The organism is Caulobacter sp. 1776 (assembly GCF_040545685.1).
Taxonomy (GTDB): domain Bacteria; phylum Pseudomonadota; class Alphaproteobacteria; order Caulobacterales; family Caulobacteraceae; genus Caulobacter.
The window spans coordinates 29889-45893 of the sequence record NZ_JBEPMI010000006.1; the positions used below are offsets into that span (position 1 = coordinate 29889).

Annotated in this window: 17 protein-coding genes; 8 read left to right on the forward strand and 9 right to left on the reverse strand. The window is 69.2% G+C overall.

The window, feature by feature from the left end; all coding sequences use genetic code 11:
• Positions 1 to 39: 39 nt before the first annotated feature.
• A complete protein-coding gene (locus tag ABIC66_RS16315) occupies positions 40 to 630 on the forward strand; it encodes an SCO family protein (protein ID WP_354071988.1) in 591 nt (196 codons plus the stop codon).
• Between the two features lie 15 nt (positions 631 to 645).
• Here the strand turns inward: ABIC66_RS16315 and ABIC66_RS16320 are convergent, their stop codons facing one another.
• Positions 646 to 1002 (reverse strand): DUF2200 domain-containing protein, encoded by a 357-nt coding sequence (locus ABIC66_RS16320; protein ID WP_354071334.1) that lies wholly within the window; start codon positions 1000 to 1002, stop codon positions 646 to 648.
• Positions 1003 to 1182: 180 nt separating this feature from the next.
• On the opposite strand from ABIC66_RS16320, the gene ABIC66_RS16325 reads away from it, so the two are divergent.
• Positions 1183 to 2445: a polyhydroxyalkanoate depolymerase gene (locus ABIC66_RS16325; protein WP_354071335.1), complete on the forward strand. Its 1263-nt coding sequence runs from the start codon at positions 1183 to 1185 to the stop codon at positions 2443 to 2445.
• 49 nt (positions 2446 to 2494) lie between these two features.
• Entirely contained in the window at positions 2495 to 3214 is a 720-nt protein-coding gene (locus ABIC66_RS16330) for a M48 family metallopeptidase (protein ID WP_354071336.1), read from the forward strand.
• Between the two features lie 7 nt (positions 3215 to 3221).
• Here ABIC66_RS16330 and ABIC66_RS16335 read toward each other — a convergent pair whose 3' ends face one another.
• Positions 3222 to 5183 (reverse strand): transglycosylase domain-containing protein, encoded by a 1962-nt coding sequence (locus ABIC66_RS16335; protein WP_354071337.1) that lies wholly within the window; start codon positions 5181 to 5183, stop codon positions 3222 to 3224.
• Between the two features lie 219 nt (positions 5184 to 5402).
• Between ABIC66_RS16335 and recQ the strand changes: the two genes are divergently transcribed.
• Positions 5403 to 7244: a DNA helicase RecQ gene (recQ, locus tag ABIC66_RS16340; protein ID WP_354071338.1), complete on the forward strand. Its 1842-nt coding sequence runs from the start codon at positions 5403 to 5405 to the stop codon at positions 7242 to 7244.
• 47 nt (positions 7245 to 7291) lie between these two features.
• Positions 7292 to 7630, forward strand: a complete 339-nt coding sequence (locus ABIC66_RS16345; protein WP_354071339.1) for a hypothetical protein — start codon at positions 7292 to 7294, stop codon at positions 7628 to 7630.
• A gap of 16 nt (positions 7631 to 7646) precedes the next feature.
• On the opposite strand, the gene mmcB is transcribed toward ABIC66_RS16345, so the two are convergent.
• The 4 genes from mmcB to ABIC66_RS16365 all read right to left on the reverse strand — a co-directional run bounded on the left by mmcB (position 7647) and on the right by ABIC66_RS16365 (position 10660).
• Entirely contained in the window at positions 7647 to 8105 is a 459-nt protein-coding gene (gene mmcB / locus ABIC66_RS16350; RefSeq protein WP_354071990.1) for a DNA repair putative endonuclease MmcB, read from the reverse strand.
• A 226-nt stretch (positions 8106 to 8331) separates the two neighbouring features.
• Positions 8332 to 8862 (reverse strand): lipocalin family protein, encoded by a 531-nt coding sequence (locus tag ABIC66_RS16355; RefSeq protein ID WP_354071340.1) that lies wholly within the window; start codon positions 8860 to 8862, stop codon positions 8332 to 8334.
• Positions 8859 to 9395, reverse strand: coding sequence for a lipocalin family protein (locus ABIC66_RS16360; RefSeq protein ID WP_354071341.1), 537 nt, complete (start codon positions 9393 to 9395; stop codon positions 8859 to 8861). The genes ABIC66_RS16355 and ABIC66_RS16360 overlap by 4 nt, the downstream gene beginning before the upstream one ends.
• Positions 9396 to 9517: 122 nt before the next feature.
• On the reverse strand, positions 9518 to 10660 hold the full coding sequence (locus ABIC66_RS16365) for a ferritin-like domain-containing protein (RefSeq protein WP_354071342.1): 1143 nt from the start codon (positions 10658 to 10660) through the stop codon (positions 9518 to 9520).
• Between the two features lie 154 nt (positions 10661 to 10814).
• Between ABIC66_RS16365 and ABIC66_RS16370 the strand changes: the two genes are divergently transcribed.
• Positions 10815 to 11519 (forward strand): SIR2 family NAD-dependent protein deacylase, encoded by a 705-nt coding sequence (locus ABIC66_RS16370; protein WP_354071343.1) that lies wholly within the window; start codon positions 10815 to 10817, stop codon positions 11517 to 11519.
• Here the strand turns inward: ABIC66_RS16370 and ABIC66_RS16375 are convergent.
• Entirely contained in the window at positions 11516 to 12139 is a 624-nt protein-coding gene (locus ABIC66_RS16375) for a class I SAM-dependent methyltransferase (RefSeq protein WP_354071344.1), read from the reverse strand. The two genes, ABIC66_RS16370 and ABIC66_RS16375, sit on opposite strands and share 4 nt — an antisense overlap.
• 117 nt (positions 12140 to 12256) lie before the next feature.
• On the opposite strand from ABIC66_RS16375, the gene ABIC66_RS16380 reads away from it, so the two are divergent.
• Complete coding sequence (locus tag ABIC66_RS16380; RefSeq protein WP_354071345.1) at positions 12257 to 12739, forward strand: GFA family protein; 483 nt, start codon at positions 12257 to 12259, stop codon at positions 12737 to 12739.
• On the opposite strand, the gene ABIC66_RS16385 is transcribed toward ABIC66_RS16380, so the two are convergent.
• Positions 12736 to 13140: an SWIM zinc finger family protein gene (locus ABIC66_RS16385; RefSeq protein WP_354071346.1), complete on the reverse strand. Its 405-nt coding sequence runs from the start codon at positions 13138 to 13140 to the stop codon at positions 12736 to 12738. The two genes, ABIC66_RS16380 and ABIC66_RS16385, sit on opposite strands and share 4 nt — an antisense overlap.
• Positions 13137 to 13538 carry a metallopeptidase family protein gene (locus ABIC66_RS16390; protein ID WP_354071347.1) on the reverse strand — a complete coding sequence of 134 codons (402 nt, stop codon included), beginning with the start codon at positions 13536 to 13538 and terminating at the stop codon, positions 13137 to 13139. The genes ABIC66_RS16385 and ABIC66_RS16390 overlap by 4 nt, the downstream gene beginning before the upstream one ends.
• 154 nt (positions 13539 to 13692) lie before the next feature.
• On the opposite strand from ABIC66_RS16390, the gene divL reads away from it, so the two are divergent.
• Positions 13693 to 16005, forward strand: coding sequence for a cell cycle protein kinase DivL (gene divL, locus ABIC66_RS16395; protein WP_354071348.1), 2313 nt, complete (start codon positions 13693 to 13695; stop codon positions 16003 to 16005).

Consider the following 16005-nt stretch of genomic DNA (forward strand, 5'->3'; position numbering starts at 1 on the left):
GAGTAAAACAACGGGCGGCCGCAAAAGGACGAAATGCACATGCCGCGTCACCGCCTTGTCCTGATCCTAGCCTGCCTCGTCGGCCTCGCGGTTACGGCGGGGCTGGCGTGGCGCGCCGGCGTGTTCAAGTCCGAGCCGCCGGCCGCGGTCGGCGGACCGTTCCAGCTGGTCGACCAGAACAACGCTCCAGCTACCGAGAAGGTCCTGAAGGGCAAGTGGAGCGCGGTGTTCTTCGGTTTCACCTATTGCCCCGACGTCTGCCCCGGCACGCTGCAGGCCCTGTCGGCGGCCACCGACCAGCTGGGTCCCAAGGCCAAGGATCTGCAAATCGTCTTCATCTCGATCGACCCGGCCCGCGACACGCCCCAGCAGATGAAGACCTATCTGTCGGCCGACTACATCCCGAAGTCGACGATCGGCCTGACCGGGACGCAGGAGCAGGTCGCGGCCGCGGCCAAGGCCTACAAGGTCTATTACGCCAAGGTCGGCGACGGTCCCGGCTACACCATGGACCACTCGACGGCGATCTACCTGATGGACCCCAAGGGCCGCTTCAGGACGGTGATCCCCTACAATCTGCCGCCCGACGAGATCGCCCGCCGGGTCAAGGACGCCATGCGCGAGGGGTGAGGCCGGTCGCGGCCGCTAGGCGCTCACCCCCCGCAAGATCTTCGCCATCGGCTTGCCCTTGGCCAGTTCATCGACGAGCTTGTCGAGATAGCGGATCTCGCGCATCAGCGGGTCGGCGACCTCCTCGACACGGACGCCGCAAACCACGCCCTTGATCTCGGCGCGAGCGGGGTTCAGGGCTGGCGCCTGGGCGAAGAAGGTCTCGAAGTCGGTGTTCTCGGCGAGGCGCGCCTGGAAGGCTTCCGGCGTGAAGCCGGTCAGCCAGAGGATGATCTCGTCGACCTCGGCCCTGGTGCGGCCCTTTCTCTCGGCCTTGGCGACGTAAAGCGGATAAACGCTGGCGAAGCTGGTCGTGTAGAGCCGGTGGGTCATCGCGATCGATCCGCTGGGGGTCGGCGTTCACCGTTAGCACCCCTCACCCCGACCGCGAAGGTGGGGAGCCGTACCAGCCCACTCTACGGCGACGCTGTGACGCGCCGCAAAAAGTCGTGAAAGAGTGGACTTTCTTAGGCTTCGACGTGTTATGTTGCGTTGCAACATCGCGAGTGCGCCATGCTCTACGCTCTTCATGAGGCGGCTTACTACGCCTCGACCCCCATGCGCCAAATGGCGCTGGCGGCCCGGAACTTCTGGGGATCGCCGCTGAACCCGGCGGCGGATACGGCCGTGGGCCGGCGGATGCATGCCGGCGCGGACCTGTTCGCCAACATCACCCGGCGTTACGGCAAGCCGCGCTGGAACATCGACACGATCAAGGTCGGACAGGTCGACGTCCGCGTGCGCCCGACCGTCGTCTGGGAAAGCCCGTGGGCGCGTCTGGTGCAGTTCGACCGCGACATGGCCGACATGCGCCGAGCCGGCAAGTTCTCGTTGGACCCCGCCGTGCTGATCGTCGCGCCTCTTTCGGGTCACTACGCGACCTTGCTGCGCGGCACCGTCGAGGCGTTCTTGCCCGACCACGCCGTGTTCATCGTCGATTGGGTCAACGCCCGCGACGTCTCGGTGCTCGAAGGCCGTTTCGACTTCCACGACTATATCGACCACATCGTCCAGATGCTGTCGGTGCTGGGGCCGCGCCCGAACGTGGTGGCCGTCTGCCAGCCGGGGCCGCCGGTCCTGGCCGCCGCGGCCCTGATGGCCGAGCAGAACCATCCGTCGCGCCCGGCCAGCATGACGTTCATGGGCTCGCCGATCGACGCGCGCCTGTCGCCGACCGTCACCAATCAGCTGGCCGAGGAAAAGCCGTTCACCTGGTTCCAGTCGAACATGATCTACACCGTGCCGCCGCCCTATCCGGGCGCGGGCCGGCGCGTCTATCCGGGCTTCGTCCAGCTGGCCAGCTTCATGAGCATGAACGCCGAACGCCACCAGGAGGCCCACCGCCGCTACTTCAACGACCTGGTGAAGGGTGACGGCGACAGCGCCGACAAGCATCTGGAGTTCTACGACGAATATCTGTCGGTCCTGGACCTGACCGAGGAATTCTATCTCCAGACCATCGACATCGTCTTCCAGCAGTACCTGCTGCCCAAGGGCGAGCTGATGCATCGGGGGACGCGAGTGAAGCCCGAGGCGATCACCGACATCGGCCTGATGACGGTCGAGGGCGAGAATGACGACATTTCCGGCATCGGCCAGACTCAGGCCGCCCACGGCCTCTGCTCGAGCCTGCCCGACGACCTGAAGCTGGACTATGTGCAGCCCAATGTCGGCCACTACGGCGTGTTCAACGGCCGTCGGTTCCGCGAGGAGATCTATCCGCGCGTGCGGGCCTTCATCCGCAAATGCGACCCGAACTTCGCGGAAGAAGCTTAGCGCGAGTCCGGCTTGCGGCCGGGGCCGGCGCACCCGATCTTAGGGCTTGATGTTCGCGCGCTCGGCCCAACGTTTTTCTGACGGTGATCGACTGGAGATCGGCGGCTGGCCGGTCCGCCTGCGGGTGGACGGCCGGGCGCGCCGGGTGTCGCTGCGCGTCGACCGGGCCAAGTCCGAGATCGTCGCCCTGGCCCCCACGCCCCGACGCCTGAACGAGGCCGTGGCCTTCGCCCAGGAGAAATCCGGCTGGATCGCCAAGCAGCTGGCGGCCCTGCCCGAACGGATGAGCCTGGCGCCCGGCGGGACCTTGCGCCTGTACGGCCAGCCCTATCGCCTGGAGGTGGGGGCCGGCCGGGCTCGCATAGACGGCGACCGCATCGTCGCGCCCGACGACGCCAACTGGGGCCTGAAGGTGATCCGCCTGGCCAAGCGCGAGGCCTTGACCGTGCTGACCGAGCGCACCGCCGTCCACGCCGCCGCCCTCGAGCGGCCGATGCCGTCGGTGGCGATCGCCGATCCGAAGGCGCGCTGGGGCTCATGCCGGCCGGCCACGCCCCGCGCCGCGGCGGCGATCCGCTACAGCTGGCGGCTGATCCTGGCCCCGCCGGCGGTGGCGGACTACGTCGTCGCCCACGAATGCGCCCACCTGATCGAAGCCAATCACGGCCCACGCTTCTGGGCGCTGTGCCGGCAGCTGGTCGGCGATCCGGCCCCCCATCGCGCGTGGCTGCGCGCCCACGCGGCGGAGCTGCACGCGATCGGAGCCTAGGGCAGCCTCAATAGGGCAGCTGATCCGCCGGCGGCGGAGCGCTGGCGGGGGTTTCCGCGGCCGGCCCTTCCGGGGCCGGGGTCGGGTTCACCAGGTCGCCGATCGGATCGGCGGGATCGATCGGCGGCGGTTCCGCCACGCCGCCGGGGATGGGGGTGGCCTTCAGGCGCGGCAGGGCGGCGGCCATGAAGGTGCGCCAGACCTCGGCCGGGGCGCCGCCGCCGGTGACCCGCTTCATCGGCGTATTGTCGTCCTTGCCGGTCCAGACGGCCGCGACGAAGCCACCCGTGTAGCCGACGAACCAGGCGTCCTTGTAGTCGCTGGTGGTGCCGGTCTTGCCGGCGATATCGTAGCCGGCGACCTTGGCGCGCGTGCCGGTGCCGCTGGCGACGACCTGGCGCATCATCTGGTTCATGTACTGCAGGGCGGGCGAGCCGATCACGGCCGAGCGGGCCTGCTTCTCGACGCCGTGGTCGTAGAGGACCTTGCCGCTGGCGGTGCGAATGCGCTCGATGCCGTAGCCCTTGGCCAGGAAGCCGCCGTTCGAGAACGGGGCGTAGGCCTGGGCCATCTCCATCGGCGAGACCTCGACCGCGCCCAGGGCCATCGACGGGTCCAGCTGGATCTTGCTGGTGATGCCGAGGCGACGGGCCGTGGCGGCGACGTTGCTGGTGCCGACCTCGTTGGCCAGGCGCGCGGCGACCGTGTTGATCGACTGGGCCAGGGCCGTCTGCAGGGTCATCGGGCCCAGATACTTGTTGGTGTAGTTCTTCGGCTCCCAGTTGCCGATCTTCACGGGCTCATCGACGACCATGACCGACGGGTTGCGGCCTTGCTCCATGGCGGTCAGGTAGACGAACGGCTTGAAGGCCGAGCCGGCCTGGCGGCGAGCGGTGGTGGCGCGGTCGAACTGGCTGTCGGCGTAGTCGGCGCCGCCGACATAGGCGCGGATGCGGCCTTCGCCGTCGATCGCCACCAGGGCCGCCTGCTGCACGCCCTGGGCCCCGTGGCCCTCGACACCCAGCTTGACGGCGCGTTCGGCCGAGACCTGGATCGGCAGGTCCAGCGTGGTCTCGACGACCAGATCCTCGGTCGGTTCGCCGACCAGCGAGCGGACCTGGGCGTCGATATAGTCGGTGAAGTACTGGGCGCGCTGGTTGGCCAGGGTGGCCGAGACCTGCACCGGGGTGCGGAACGCCTCGTCGCGCTGGTCGGCGGTGATGGCCTTGATGCGCACCATCTCGTCGAGGACGATCGTGGCGCGGCGGGCGGCGCGCTCCTTGGCCGAGACCGGTGAATAGCGGGCCGGGCCCTTCATCATGCCAGCCAGCAGGGCGGCCTCGCCGATCGTCAGCTGGTCGGCCGGCTTGTTGAAATAGCGCTGCGAGGCGGCCTCGATGCCATAGGCGCCGGCGCCGAAATAGACCCGGTTCAGATAGAGGGCCAGGATCTGCTTCTTGGAGAACTTCATCTCCAGCCAGACCGCCAGGATCAGCTCCTGGGCCTTGCGGCGATAGTTCTGGGCCGGGCTCAGGAACAGGTTGCGGGCCAACTGCTGGGTGATGGTCGAGCCGCCGCGCTGGGGACCGTCATGGGTGGCGTTCCACGCCAGCGACCGCATGATGCCCCAGGGGTTGAAGCCGAAGTGGTGGTAGAACTGGCGGTCCTCGATCGCCACGAAGGCGGCCGGCACGTATTTCGGCAGGGCGTCGATGTCGACCGGCGGCGCGTACTGGCTGCCGCGCACCGCCAGCAGGGCGCCCGAGCGGTCCAGATAGTTGATCGAAGGCTGGCGCTTGACGTCGTAGAGCTTGGACGTGTCGGGCAGGTCGCTGGCGAACACCGCGAAGAAGGCGACGACGAAGATCAGGCCCCAGACGCCCAGGACCGTGCCCCAATAGACCAGGGCCTGGAGCGGGGTGCGCTGCGGCTTGGCCGCTCTGTTCCCGCCGAAGGGTCCGTTCGCCATGGTCGTCCTGTCTTAAAGATGGCCGTCAGGGGCGCGTGAAAGCGCGCACGCGCGCGCGTTCCGTTTAGCCGAAGCCCACAGAACGCGCGACAAGATTGACGAGGTATGAACGCGGCCGATTTCAGGCGGCCGGGTCGTCCCGCCGTGGAGGGATTCCAGAAACCGCCGTGCCTCCAATCCCGTCTTGGCGGGCCGCCCCCGGGCCGCCATAACAGCCCCGTGTACGTTCCTCCCGAATCCCCAGCCCTGAACCACGCGCGCGACGTCCTGCGGCGCACGTTCGGCCACGCCGACTTCCGGGGCCTGCAGGCCGGGGTGATCAGCGAGCTGCTGGACGGGCGCAGCGCCATGGCCGTGCTGCCGACCGGCGGCGGCAAGAGCCTGTGCTACCAGATCCCGTCGCTGATCCGCCCCGGCCTGGGCCTGGTGATCTCGCCGCTGATCGCCCTGATGGCCGACCAGGTCCAGGGCCTGCGCCAGGCGGGCGTGGCGGCCGAGCGGCTGGACAGCAACGTCTCGCTGGACGAGCGTTCGGACATCTGGCGGCGTATCGACGCCGGCGAGGTGGACATGCTCTACCTGTCGCCCGAAGGCCTGATGCAGCCGTGGATGCTGGACCGCCTCTCCCGCACGCCGCTGGCCCTGGTCGCCGTCGACGAGGCCCACTGCGTCAGCCAGTGGGGCCACGACTTCCGGCCCGAATACCGGATGATGGGCCGGCTGGCGGAGCTGTTCCCCGACGTCCCGCGCCTGGCGGTCACGGCCACGGCCGACGCCCGCACCCGCGACGACATTCGCGCCGAGCTGCGCCTGCAGGGCGCGGCCGAATTCGTCGACAGCTTCGCCCGTCCCGAGCTGGCCCTCTCGGCCGAGCGCAAGCGCGGCAAGGGTCACGACCGCGTGGTCGAGCTGGTGCTGGAGCGCCCCGGCCGGGCCGGCGTCGTCTATGCCGGCAGCCGCGACTCCACCGAGAAGCTGGCCGAGAAGCTGATCGCCGAGGGCGTCCCGGCCCTGGCCTATCACGCCGGGCTCGACAAGGCCGTCCGCGCCCGCCGGCTGGAGGATTTCCTGGAGGCCGACGCCGCAGTGATGGTGGCGACGATCGCGTTCGGCATGGGCGTCGACAAGCCCGACGTGCGCTTCGTGATCCACGCCGACCCGCCGGCCGCCATCGAAGCCTATTGGCAGGAGGTCGGCCGCGCCGGCCGCGACGGCCAGCCGGCCGAGGGCATCACCCTCTACGGTTCGGCCGACATGGCCTGGGCCGGGCGGCGGATCGAGACCAAGGACGCGCCCGACGAGGTCAAGCAGGCGCAGAACCGCAAGCTGCGCCAGTTCTACGCGATGCTGGAAGGCGTCACCTGCCGCGCCGCCGCCGTCCGCCGCTATTTCGGCGAGGAGGGCGTGGCCCGCTGCGGCGTGTGCGACGTCTGCGTCTCGCCGCCGACCGGGATCGACGCCACCGAGGCGGCCCAGAAGGCCCTGTCGGCCGTCCACCGCATGGGCGGCCGTTTCGGGCGCGGGCGGCTGATCGAGCACCTGCTGGGCAAGACCAAGGACGTCACGCCCCAGGAAGCCCAGCTGCCGACCTTCGGCATCGGCCGCGAGTTTAGCCAGCCGGTCTGGCGCGACCTGTTCGACACCCTGATCTTCGAGGGCCTGCTGCGCGAGGATCCCAACGACGGCCGGCCGCTGATCGGCCTGGGCGACGTCGAGGGCGTGCGCCAGGTCTATCGCGGCGAGCGGCGGGTCGCCCTGCGTCAGATGGCCGAGACGCCCGAGACCGGCCGCGCCGCGGGGGCCCGAAAGCGCCGCGAGGGCCGCGCTCTGACCATTCCCGCCGAGAACCAGGTGCTGTTCGAGGCTCTGCGATCGTGGCGCAAGGAGCAGGCGCAGCTTCAGCACGTGCCGCCCTATGTCATCTTCCACGACGCCACCCTGGCCGAGATCGCCGCCGCGCGGCCGGCAGGTCTGGCGGCCTTGGGCAAGGCCGGCGGCGTCGGCCAGGGCAAGCTCGATCGCTATGGCGAGGCGGTTTTGAAGGTGGTGCGGGAGAACTAAACGGCCGCGGATGAGTTGGTACCGGGTCAAGCCGAGGAGCCTCCCCCATGACCGACATCAGCAGCTTCACTCCCTCCGACCCCCAGGCCGCCACCGACGGCGTCAAGTCCGTGGCCGCCGAGAAGACCAAGCAAGCCAAGGAAGCGGTCAGCAAGGCCGTGAAGTCCGCCCGCGAGACCGCCACCGAAGTGGCCCAGCAGACCCGCACCTTCGCGACCGAGAAGGCCAAAGCAGCCAGCGAAAAGGCCAAGGTCGGCGCCGCCTGGACCGCGGAAAAGGCCAAGGTCGCGCATCACGCCGCCGAGGAGCATCCGCTGGGCGTCGCCGTCGGCGCCTTCGCGATCGGCCTTGGCGTCGGCTTCCTGATCGCCCGCAATCTCGACTAGTAAATAACTGGATTAGCTAGATATTCAGGCGCTCGGCTTGCACGCCCGCGGCCCGCAAGGCCGCGAGGCGCGCGAACGCCAGTGTCAGCGCCTTGCGTCGCGCCGGCGCCAGAGGGGTGAGCGGCGCCTCGCGCACGACCGCGCCGCCGAAGCCGTCGGCGACGACCAGGCCCGGCTCGTCCGGCAAGACGCCCTCTGGGAAGTGCGGCGCGACGGCGAAGTAGAAGGCGTCGCAATAGGGCGCGTATTCGCCCCACTTCCGGTCGACCCGGAAGTCCTCCAGCCCTGACTTCACCTCGACGATTAGTACGTCGCCCTTGGGGCCCAGCGCCATCAGGTCGGCCCGCCGCCCGTTGGGCAGGGTCACCTCGGCCAGCGGCGCGTAGCCCAGATCGACAAGCAGCCGCGCGGCGCCCCGCGTCACGGCCAGGGTGGTCTCCGGTCGGGAGGGCTGCAGCTGGATGATCACGTCCATCGGGGCGATCATGTTCCAGCTTTGTTCGCGAAACAAGAGGGCGGCGACGGCGACGGCTCCGCGAGATCGGCCTCCCAAGCCGAACGGTGTCTGGAATGGTCGCGCAACTTCCGAGCGCCATTCCGACGTTCGGGCCGGATCTCCGAGCGTGCCGAGCCAGGCCTCTCAGGCGGACTCGGCCCGCCTATGTCGCGGGCTCGAGCCGCTTTTTGCGAGGAACTTCCCGTTAGGGCGCCGGCTGCTTCGTCGGACGCAGCAGGCTCACGTCATAGCCCAGCGCCCTGGCCCGGGCCGTCAGGGCCGCGCGGTCGGCCTGGGTCGGAACCTGGCGCGACAGTAGCCACAGATACCGCCCCGAGCCCTCGCCGACGATCGACCAGCTGTAGTCGTCGGCGTGGTCCAAGACCCAGTAGTCGCCGAAGAACGGACCGAAGAAGCTGACCTTGAGCTTGGCGTTGGTCGAGGCGTCGGCGACCTTGGCCTTGCCCTCGCTGACCTTGACCGGACCATCGACGGCGCCCTGGCGGCAGGTGTTGACCACCCGGATCAGACCGTCCGGACGCTGGGAATATTCGGCGGTGACACCTTCGCAGCCTTTTTCGAACCGCATGTCGTAGCGGGCGACCTCGTACCAGCGACCGACGTAGCGATCGAGGTCGACGGCCTTGGCCGGCTGGGGCGGGTTGGGATTGCCGACAGGGCCGGCGACGCAGGCGGTCAGGGCCAGTGCGGCGAACGTGGCGAGCAGTGGCTTCATGCGGGCGGATGCTCCGGATATTCCAGCTTCTGGTAGCCCAACGCCTTCACCCGTTCGATCGCGACGGCCTTGGTCGAGGCGGGCATGTCGGGCTTGCGCGCGATCAGCCAGACGAAGTTGCCGCCCGGCGTGCCCATGATCGCCCAGCTGTGGTCGTTGGCGCAGTCCAGCACCCAGTACTCCTGCTTCCTCAGTCCGCCCAGGAAACTCATGGTGAAGCGGGTGTTCTGGCTGCCGTCGATGATCTTGCCGGTGGTGGTGAAGACCTTCGCCTCGCCCATCGGCGAGCCCCGGTGGCAGACCTGGCGGACCTTGAAATTACTCCCCTCGGCGGTGAAGTCCGTGGTCGGGGCTTCGCAGTTGCGCTGCCCCGCGTTGGGCGTGCGGGCGATCTCGTACCAGCGGCCGGAATAGAAGTCGGCCGGGACCGGCTTGGCGGGCGGCTTGGCGGCGGCCCAGGCGACGCCCAGGCCGGCCCCCGCGGCCAGGACGCTGGCCAGAACGACGACGGCGGTGGTCTTGATCGGGCGCATAGGGCCACCTTGCTACAGGTTGGCCGAAACGCGAACCGCCCCGCCGGGTTCCAGCGGGGCGGCCGATAGTGTGGAACGCGTGGCTTATTCGGCCGCGATATTGATCGCGCCGAACGTCTTGCTTACTCGGCCGCGATCTCGATCGCGGCCGTGGGGCGGTTCTTGAAATTGATGGCCTGCAGGTGGCGGATGCCCTCCTCGGCGATGTCGTCGCCGACCATCCGGTCGCCCTCGGCCTTCAGCTCGTCGATGTCGACGTACATGGCGTAGAAGGCGCGGGTGCGGTCGGTGATGATGCCGGCGTTGAGCAGCGTCTTGACCAGCACCCGGAAGATGTTGGTCTGCTCCTTCATGTTCTCCCGACGCAGGTCGTCGGTCATGATCTTCCCGTACTCCTCGACCACCTTGTCCGGATCCAGGCCGAACTCGCGGTAGAGGTCCAGCTGCTGATGCGGCGAGACCAGGTTGAACAGCAGGGTCTGGAAGCAGTGCGCCGCCCAGTCCTCGATGATCGCGTGCTCCTCGGGGGTCAGCTTGGGCACGGTGCGGTCGGCCCAGATCTTCCCGAACTTGTGGTGGAAGGCCTCGTCGGTCATCACCAGCTGCAGCAGCTTCTTGCCGACCGGGTCGTTGATCTTGTTGAAGAAGGTGGCGAAGGCGCCCATGGCCAGGCCTTCGACCAGCATCTGCATGCCGATGATCTTCTTGTAGACCTCGGGCGCGCCGATGATCTCGACCAGCAGGGTCTTCAGGGCCGGGCCGCATTCGACCGGCTTGCCCCAGCGGGCTTTGATATACTTGGCGAAGGCCGTGACGTGGCGGGCTTCTTCGCGGGTCTGGTTGGCGGCGTATTCCTGCGCGCCCTGGTCCTTCAGCACGTGGCACAGGCTGGCCGACAGGTTCAGCGCGCCCTGCTCGCCATGCAGGATCGACGAGAAGCTGCGCAGCACCGACTGGTTGATGAAGCGGATGCGCTGCTTGGGGTCGCTCAGGTGATCGGAGACGTAGTCGGTCGACAGGGCGATCACGAGATCCTCGGGCACCAGGGCCTGGTTCTCCATGTCGAACGGCACGTCGAAGTCGATATAGGCCTTGTCCAGCGGATCCCAGAAGTGGTCGTGGGTCGCGGAAATGATCTTGTCGAAGGCGCTGGAGCGGGCGCCGTAGCGGTCGAGTTCGAGCATCGACTCGAAGTCGTCCGGCGCGACCGCGTCGTACATGGCGTCCTTGGTGATGTTCCGGTCTTTGGTGACTTGGTCGGTCATGTCGGCGCTCCCTATCGGCCGGTGACGTCCATCGGCCGGGGCGTCTTGCGCGTTCCTCCGGCTATCTGAACACTGTCAACTCAAGTAGGCGGAGCGGTCAAATGAAAAGTGACGGCAGCGTCAGGTTTGCGCTGGCGCTCGGTCTGGAGGCGGAATGAAGATTTTCGTGCTGACGGGGGCCGGGATTTCCGCCGAGAGCGGCCTGGGCACGTTCCGCGACAAGGACGGCGTGTGGACGAAGTACGACCTCGCCGAGGTCGCCACGCCGGAGGGGTTCGCGAAGGATCCGGCCAAGGTCCGCGCGTTCTACAACGCCCGCCGCGCCAACCTGGCCGGCGCCGCGCCGAACGCGGCCCACTTCGCCCTGGCCCGACTGGCGGTCGAGCTGGCGGCGCGCGGCGACGACCTCTTCCTTTGCACCCAGAATGTCGACGACCTGCACGAGAAGGCGGGTTCAAAGCGCGTGATCCACATGCACGGCGAGCTGGCCGTGACCCGCTGCGCCCATTGCCAGGCCCTGCGGCCCGATGTCGGCCCGCTGATCGCCGAGACCGCGTGCGAGGCCTGCGGCCGCACCGGCGGGGCGCGACCGCACGTCGTCTGGTTCGGCGAAACGCCGCTGTTCATGGACGAGATCGAGGACGCGTTGTCCGAAGCCGACCTCTTCGTCGCGATCGGCACTTCGGGCTCGGTCTATCCGGCCGCCGGCTTCGTCGCCGAAGCGCGGGCGATGGGAATCGCCACCTGCGAGATCAATCTAGAGCCCTCGGCCAACGCCTATGTGTTCGACGAAAAGCTCTATGGCCCGGCGGGCGAGGTCGTGCCGGCTTGGGTGGAACGCGTGCTGGCCGCCCTCTAGGCCGGGCTCGCCACGCCCTGTTCGCACCAGCCCAAGGGGCGCGGGGTCTTGTCGAAATAGAAGCGGCGAACCTCGTCCAGCCGGAAACCGGCCGCTTCGATGGCTGCGGTGACGGGGCGGGTCAGATGGCAGCCGCCGGCGATCCGCTTCCAGACCGGCTCGATCCGGCGCTGCCAGCGCGACACGCTGGCGTCGGGCGACAGGCCGTGCTCGCAGAACAGGAACCGGCCGCCGGGCTTCAGCACCCGCCGCGCCTCGGACAGCACGGCCGACGGCGTATGGACCGAGCACAGAGTGAAGGTGCACAGGACAGTGTCGAAGCTGGCGGCGTCGAACGGCAGGTTCTCGGCCTCGCCCGCCTTGATCTCGACCGCCAAGCCCTCGGGACGCGGGGCGGCCTCGGCGATGGCCCGCAGCTCGGGGTGCGGATCGACGCCGGTCACGCTGATCGCCCTGGCAGGATCGTAGAAGGCCAGGTTCAGGCCGCCGCCGACGCCCAGCTCCAGCACCCGGCCCTCGGCGCGAGGCACGAGCTTCTCGCGCTGCTCGCGGAACGCCGGCGCGCCACAGGCGCAGCACAGCAGCTTGGGCAGGATGTTGCGCTCGTACCAAGACGCCATGGCGGATCTCCCTCGACCGCCAGCAGGCCGGGCGGAGGGCGCGCGGTCAAGGCCGGCTCCTGTCAGATCTGGCAGCAATGAGGTTTATTCGGAAACGACCAGCCGCCGGAGCCGTCGATGCCCAAAACCCTGAAACCGCCCGCCGAGGAAGCCGAAGGGGCCTGCGCCTGCGGGGCGGTGCGGATCGCGATCGGCGTGCCGGCGCGGTGGGCGTTCCACGACCACTCGGCGCAGGCCCGCCGCGCCCAGGGCTGCGCCTATGTCACCTATGTTGGCAGCTATCGCAGCCGCTTCCGGTTCCTGGACGGCGAAGAGGTTGTCACCCGCTACGAGCACGAAGGCACGACCCGCGGCTTCTGCGCCCGCTGCGGGACGCCGCTGTTCATGGAGCGAAAGCGGGCGGCGACCATGATCAACCTGCCGCGCGCCCTGTTCACCACCCGCACCGGTCGCGAGGCGCGCTATCACACCTCGCTCGATCAAGCGCCCGACTGGGCCTATGCCGGCGGCAAGCTGGTCCCGCTGAAGGGCTATCCCGGCGTGATGTGGGAGCGGCCGAAGCCGAAGAAGAAGCGGGCCGCGATCGACGACTTCCTCTAGCGCCCCTCCAGCGCCGCCAGCACCGCCGGCTGCACGCGGGCTAGTTCCACCAGCCGCTCGACCAGCGCCTCGCGGCTGTCTAGAGCCAAGCCGTCGCGCAGGCGGGCCATGCGGTCCCGGACCTTGGCGAGGTCGCCGGCGTTGGCGGCGGTCACCACGGCCGCCTGGTGCTTGCAGGCTCCGAACTTCTCGAAGCCGGGGCAAGTGCACGAGCCCTCGCCGGCCGGGGCGCGCAGCTCCACGACATAGAGGTCGCCGACGCTGCCGGTGACGTGGGCGGTCACCTTCTCGTCCTCGATCGAAACCAGGTCGACGTCGCCCTTCTCGGCCATGGCCGCGCCGCTCTCGAACCAGCGCTCGTCCATCCGCTCACGCCAGGCTTCGGTGTCGAACAAGGTCATGCGTCGTCCTCGATGCGGTGGATGTCGTCGTCCGACAGGCCGAAATGGTGGCCGATCTCGTGGACCAGCACGTGGGCGATCAGGTCGCCGAGGCTGACATCGCCGCGCTCGGCCCATTCGTCGAGGATCGGGCGGCGGTACAGGAACACTCGCGACGGCTCGGTCCCGTAGTCCAGCACCGAGCGGCGGCCCAGATCGACGCCCTGATAGAGGCCGGTCAGCTCGAACGGGTCCTCGATCCCCAGGCTGTCCAGCACCTCCTCGGACGGGAAGTCGTCGACCCGGATCACCACCTCGCCGGACAGGGCGCGGAAGTCGGCCGGCAGGGCGTCGAAGGCCTGTTTGGCCAGGACGGCGAAGTCGTCGAGCGACGGGGCGAGGCGGTCGGACCAGGTCATGACCCTCCAAATAGAGCGATTGGAGGCGGGCGCCATCCGGCCTTTCGGGGAAATAGCGACAGAGCGCCTCACGTGGCCCTGATCGCGCTCTGGTCATGGCCGGACTAATCTGGGATTCTGATTCGACGACCCGCTGGGGTAAGCGACGCGCCTGATGACTTCGTATGACCTGATCCTCGCGGCGGCGGCCGGCGCGGTTTGTCTCGCCATTTGCGTCACGCTGTGGTCGCTGGGCCAGCGCCGGAGCTTCGAGGCCCGCATCGCCGCGCTCAAGGCGCGCCTCGCTCAGCAAGCGGGCGGGGCGTCCGGCGTCCAGGCGTGGGCCGAGGCCTTCGACACCGCCGTGATCGAGGTCGAGGGCGGCCAGGCCGGCCTGGTCTCGGGCGTCGAGAGCCTGGCGGCTTGCGCCCAGGCCCTGGGCGTCGCGGCCGAGGTCAACGCGGTGGTCGCCGCGCTGGGCCAGGCCGACCCCGATCACGCGCAGAAACTCACCGCCCTGTTCGAACGCGGCGACGCGTGCGTCTTCGAGACCCGCGGCCCGAACGGCTCGGTGTCGGTCGAGGGCCGCGCGGCCGGGGCGCTGGCCTGGCTGCGGATGTCCGCCGTCACCGGCGAAGACTCCGGCCTGCCGTCGGCGGCCCGTTTCGCGGCTCTTATCGACAGCGTCGTCGAGCCGGCCTGGGTGGCCGGGGCCGACGGCCAGGCGGTCTGGGGCAATGAGGCCTTCATCCGCGCCGTCGGGGCGACCGCGTCCACGGCCGCGGCCCTGGCCGGCAAGAGCTTCGACCGCGCCGCCGACGCCCTGGTCGTCGAGGCGGCGGAGACGGGTGAGCGCCGCGAGGCCCTGCGCTGGATCAATCTGGAAGGCCGCCGCCGGGCGTTCCGCCTGTCGGCCCAGCCGCTGGACGGCGGCGGGGTAGGCGTGTTCTGCGCCGACGTCACCGAGATCGAGGACGTCCGCGACGCCTTCAGGAAGCACGTCGAGGCCCACGACGAGACGCTGAACCACATCGCCGAGGCGGTGGCGATCTTCAGCCAGACGCGGCGCCTGTCGTATCACAATACCGCCTTCGCCGAACTGTGGGGCCTGGAGCGGGCCTGGCTGGACGAGCGGCCGACCCACGGCGAGGTGCTGGACCGCCTGCGCCAGCGCCGCCGCCTGCCCGAGACCATCGACTATGCCGGCTGGAAGGCGGCCGAGTTGGCCCGCTACGAGGACCTGAGCCCGCAGGCCGACGACCTCTGGCACCTGCCCGACGGCCGGACCTTGAAGGTCGTGCGCCAGCCCCACCCGCTGGGCGGCATGCTGCTGATCTATTCCGACATCACCGGCGAGCTGAAGCTGAAGGCCCAGTACAACGCCCTGATCCAAGTGCAGCAGGCCACGCTGGACAAGCTGAACGACGCCGTCGCCGTGTTCGGCTCGGACGGCCGTCTGCGCCTGCACAACGAGGCGTTCGAAACCTTCTGGAACGTCTCGCCCCATACCCTGGAAGCGGCCGGCGACTTCGAGGGCGTGGTCGAGCTGTGCGTGCCGCGCCTCCACGACCTGGCCTTCTGGCGTGAGCTGAAGGGGCGGGTGGCTGATCCCGATCCGCAGATGCGCGCCCCGACCTCGGGCGAGGTCCGGACCTCCGACGACCGCATCGTCGTCTATCAGAGCCGGCCGCTGCCCGACGGCGCGACCCTGATCGCCTTCGCCGACGTCACCGACACCCGCGACCTGCAGAGCGCGCTCGCGGATCGTTCGGCGGCCCTGGCCGAGGCCGAGCGGCTGAAGCGCGACTTCGTCGGCAACGTCAGTTACGAGCTGCGCACGCCGCTGACGACGATCATCGGCTATTCCGAACTGCTGGAGCGGGCCGACGGCATCTCCGAGCGCGGCCGCAACCACGTGGCCGCCGTCCGCGCCGCGGCGACCCAGCTGGCGCGCTCGATCGACGACGTGCTGGACATGGCCCAGATCGACGCCGGCGAGATGGCGCTGGAGATCGAGGACATCCGGGTCGCCGACCTGCTGCTGAACGCCCAGGAGCGCGCTCTGAAGGACGCCCAACTGGGCGCGGTGACCCTGGCCGTCGAGTGCGAGGAAGATGTCGGCCTGATCCGCGGCGACGGCAAGCGCCTGGCCCAGACCCTGGACCACCTGGTCGAGAACGCCTTGCGCCAGACCCCGCCCGGCGGCCGCGTCACCCTGCAGGCCCGCCGCGCCCTGGGCGAGGTGCGCCTGGACGTCTCCGACACCGGCCGGGGCGTGCCGTTCCACGTCCAGGCCCACATCTTCGACCGCTTCGTCGGCCGCGACCGGGGCGGTCCTGGCCTGGGCCTGGCCCTGGTCAAGGCGCTGGTCGAGCTGCACGGCGGCTGGGTGGCGCTGGAAAGCGAGCCGGGCGCCGGCTCGACCTTCACTTGCCACCTGCCCGAGACCCAGCAGCCCGGCGCGATGCAGCCGGAGTTGGGATTCTAG

Excerpts from the sequence above, each read along its gene's own strand:
- ABIC66_RS16365 (WP_354071342.1), bottom strand. The coding sequence starts at position 10,660 with ATGACCGACCAAGTCACCAAAGACCGGAACATCACCAAGGACGCCATG.
- ABIC66_RS16380 (WP_354071345.1), top strand. The coding sequence starts at position 12,257 with ATGCCCAAAACCCTGAAACCGCCCGCCGAGGAAGCCGAAGGGGCCTGC.
- divL (WP_354071348.1), top strand. The coding sequence starts at position 13,693 with ATGACTTCGTATGACCTGATCCTCGCGGCGGCGGCCGGCGCGGTTTGT.
- ABIC66_RS16330 (WP_354071336.1), top strand. The coding sequence starts at position 2,495 with ATGTTCGCGCGCTCGGCCCAACGTTTTTCTGACGGTGATCGACTGGAG.
- ABIC66_RS16320 (WP_354071334.1), bottom strand. The coding sequence starts at position 1,002 with ATGACCCACCGGCTCTACACGACCAGCTTCGCCAGCGTTTATCCGCTT.
- ABIC66_RS16335 (WP_354071337.1), bottom strand. The coding sequence starts at position 5,183 with ATGGCGAACGGACCCTTCGGCGGGAACAGAGCGGCCAAGCCGCAGCGC.
- ABIC66_RS16325 (WP_354071335.1), top strand. The coding sequence starts at position 1,183 with ATGCTCTACGCTCTTCATGAGGCGGCTTACTACGCCTCGACCCCCATG.
- mmcB (WP_354071990.1), bottom strand. The coding sequence starts at position 8,105 with ATGGACGTGATCATCCAGCTGCAGCCCTCCCGACCGGAGACCACCCTG.
- ABIC66_RS16375 (WP_354071344.1), bottom strand. The coding sequence starts at position 12,139 with ATGGCGTCTTGGTACGAGCGCAACATCCTGCCCAAGCTGCTGTGCTGC.
- ABIC66_RS16385 (WP_354071346.1), bottom strand. The coding sequence starts at position 13,140 with ATGACCTTGTTCGACACCGAAGCCTGGCGTGAGCGGATGGACGAGCGC.
- ABIC66_RS16370 (WP_354071343.1), top strand. The coding sequence starts at position 10,815 with ATGAAGATTTTCGTGCTGACGGGGGCCGGGATTTCCGCCGAGAGCGGC.
- ABIC66_RS16315 (WP_354071988.1), top strand. The coding sequence starts at position 40 with ATGCCGCGTCACCGCCTTGTCCTGATCCTAGCCTGCCTCGTCGGCCTC.
- ABIC66_RS16355 (WP_354071340.1), bottom strand. The coding sequence starts at position 8,862 with ATGAAGCCACTGCTCGCCACGTTCGCCGCACTGGCCCTGACCGCCTGC.
- ABIC66_RS16390 (WP_354071347.1), bottom strand. The coding sequence starts at position 13,538 with ATGACCTGGTCCGACCGCCTCGCCCCGTCGCTCGACGACTTCGCCGTC.
- ABIC66_RS16360 (WP_354071341.1), bottom strand. The coding sequence starts at position 9,395 with ATGCGCCCGATCAAGACCACCGCCGTCGTCGTTCTGGCCAGCGTCCTG.
- ABIC66_RS16345 (WP_354071339.1), top strand. The coding sequence starts at position 7,292 with ATGACCGACATCAGCAGCTTCACTCCCTCCGACCCCCAGGCCGCCACC.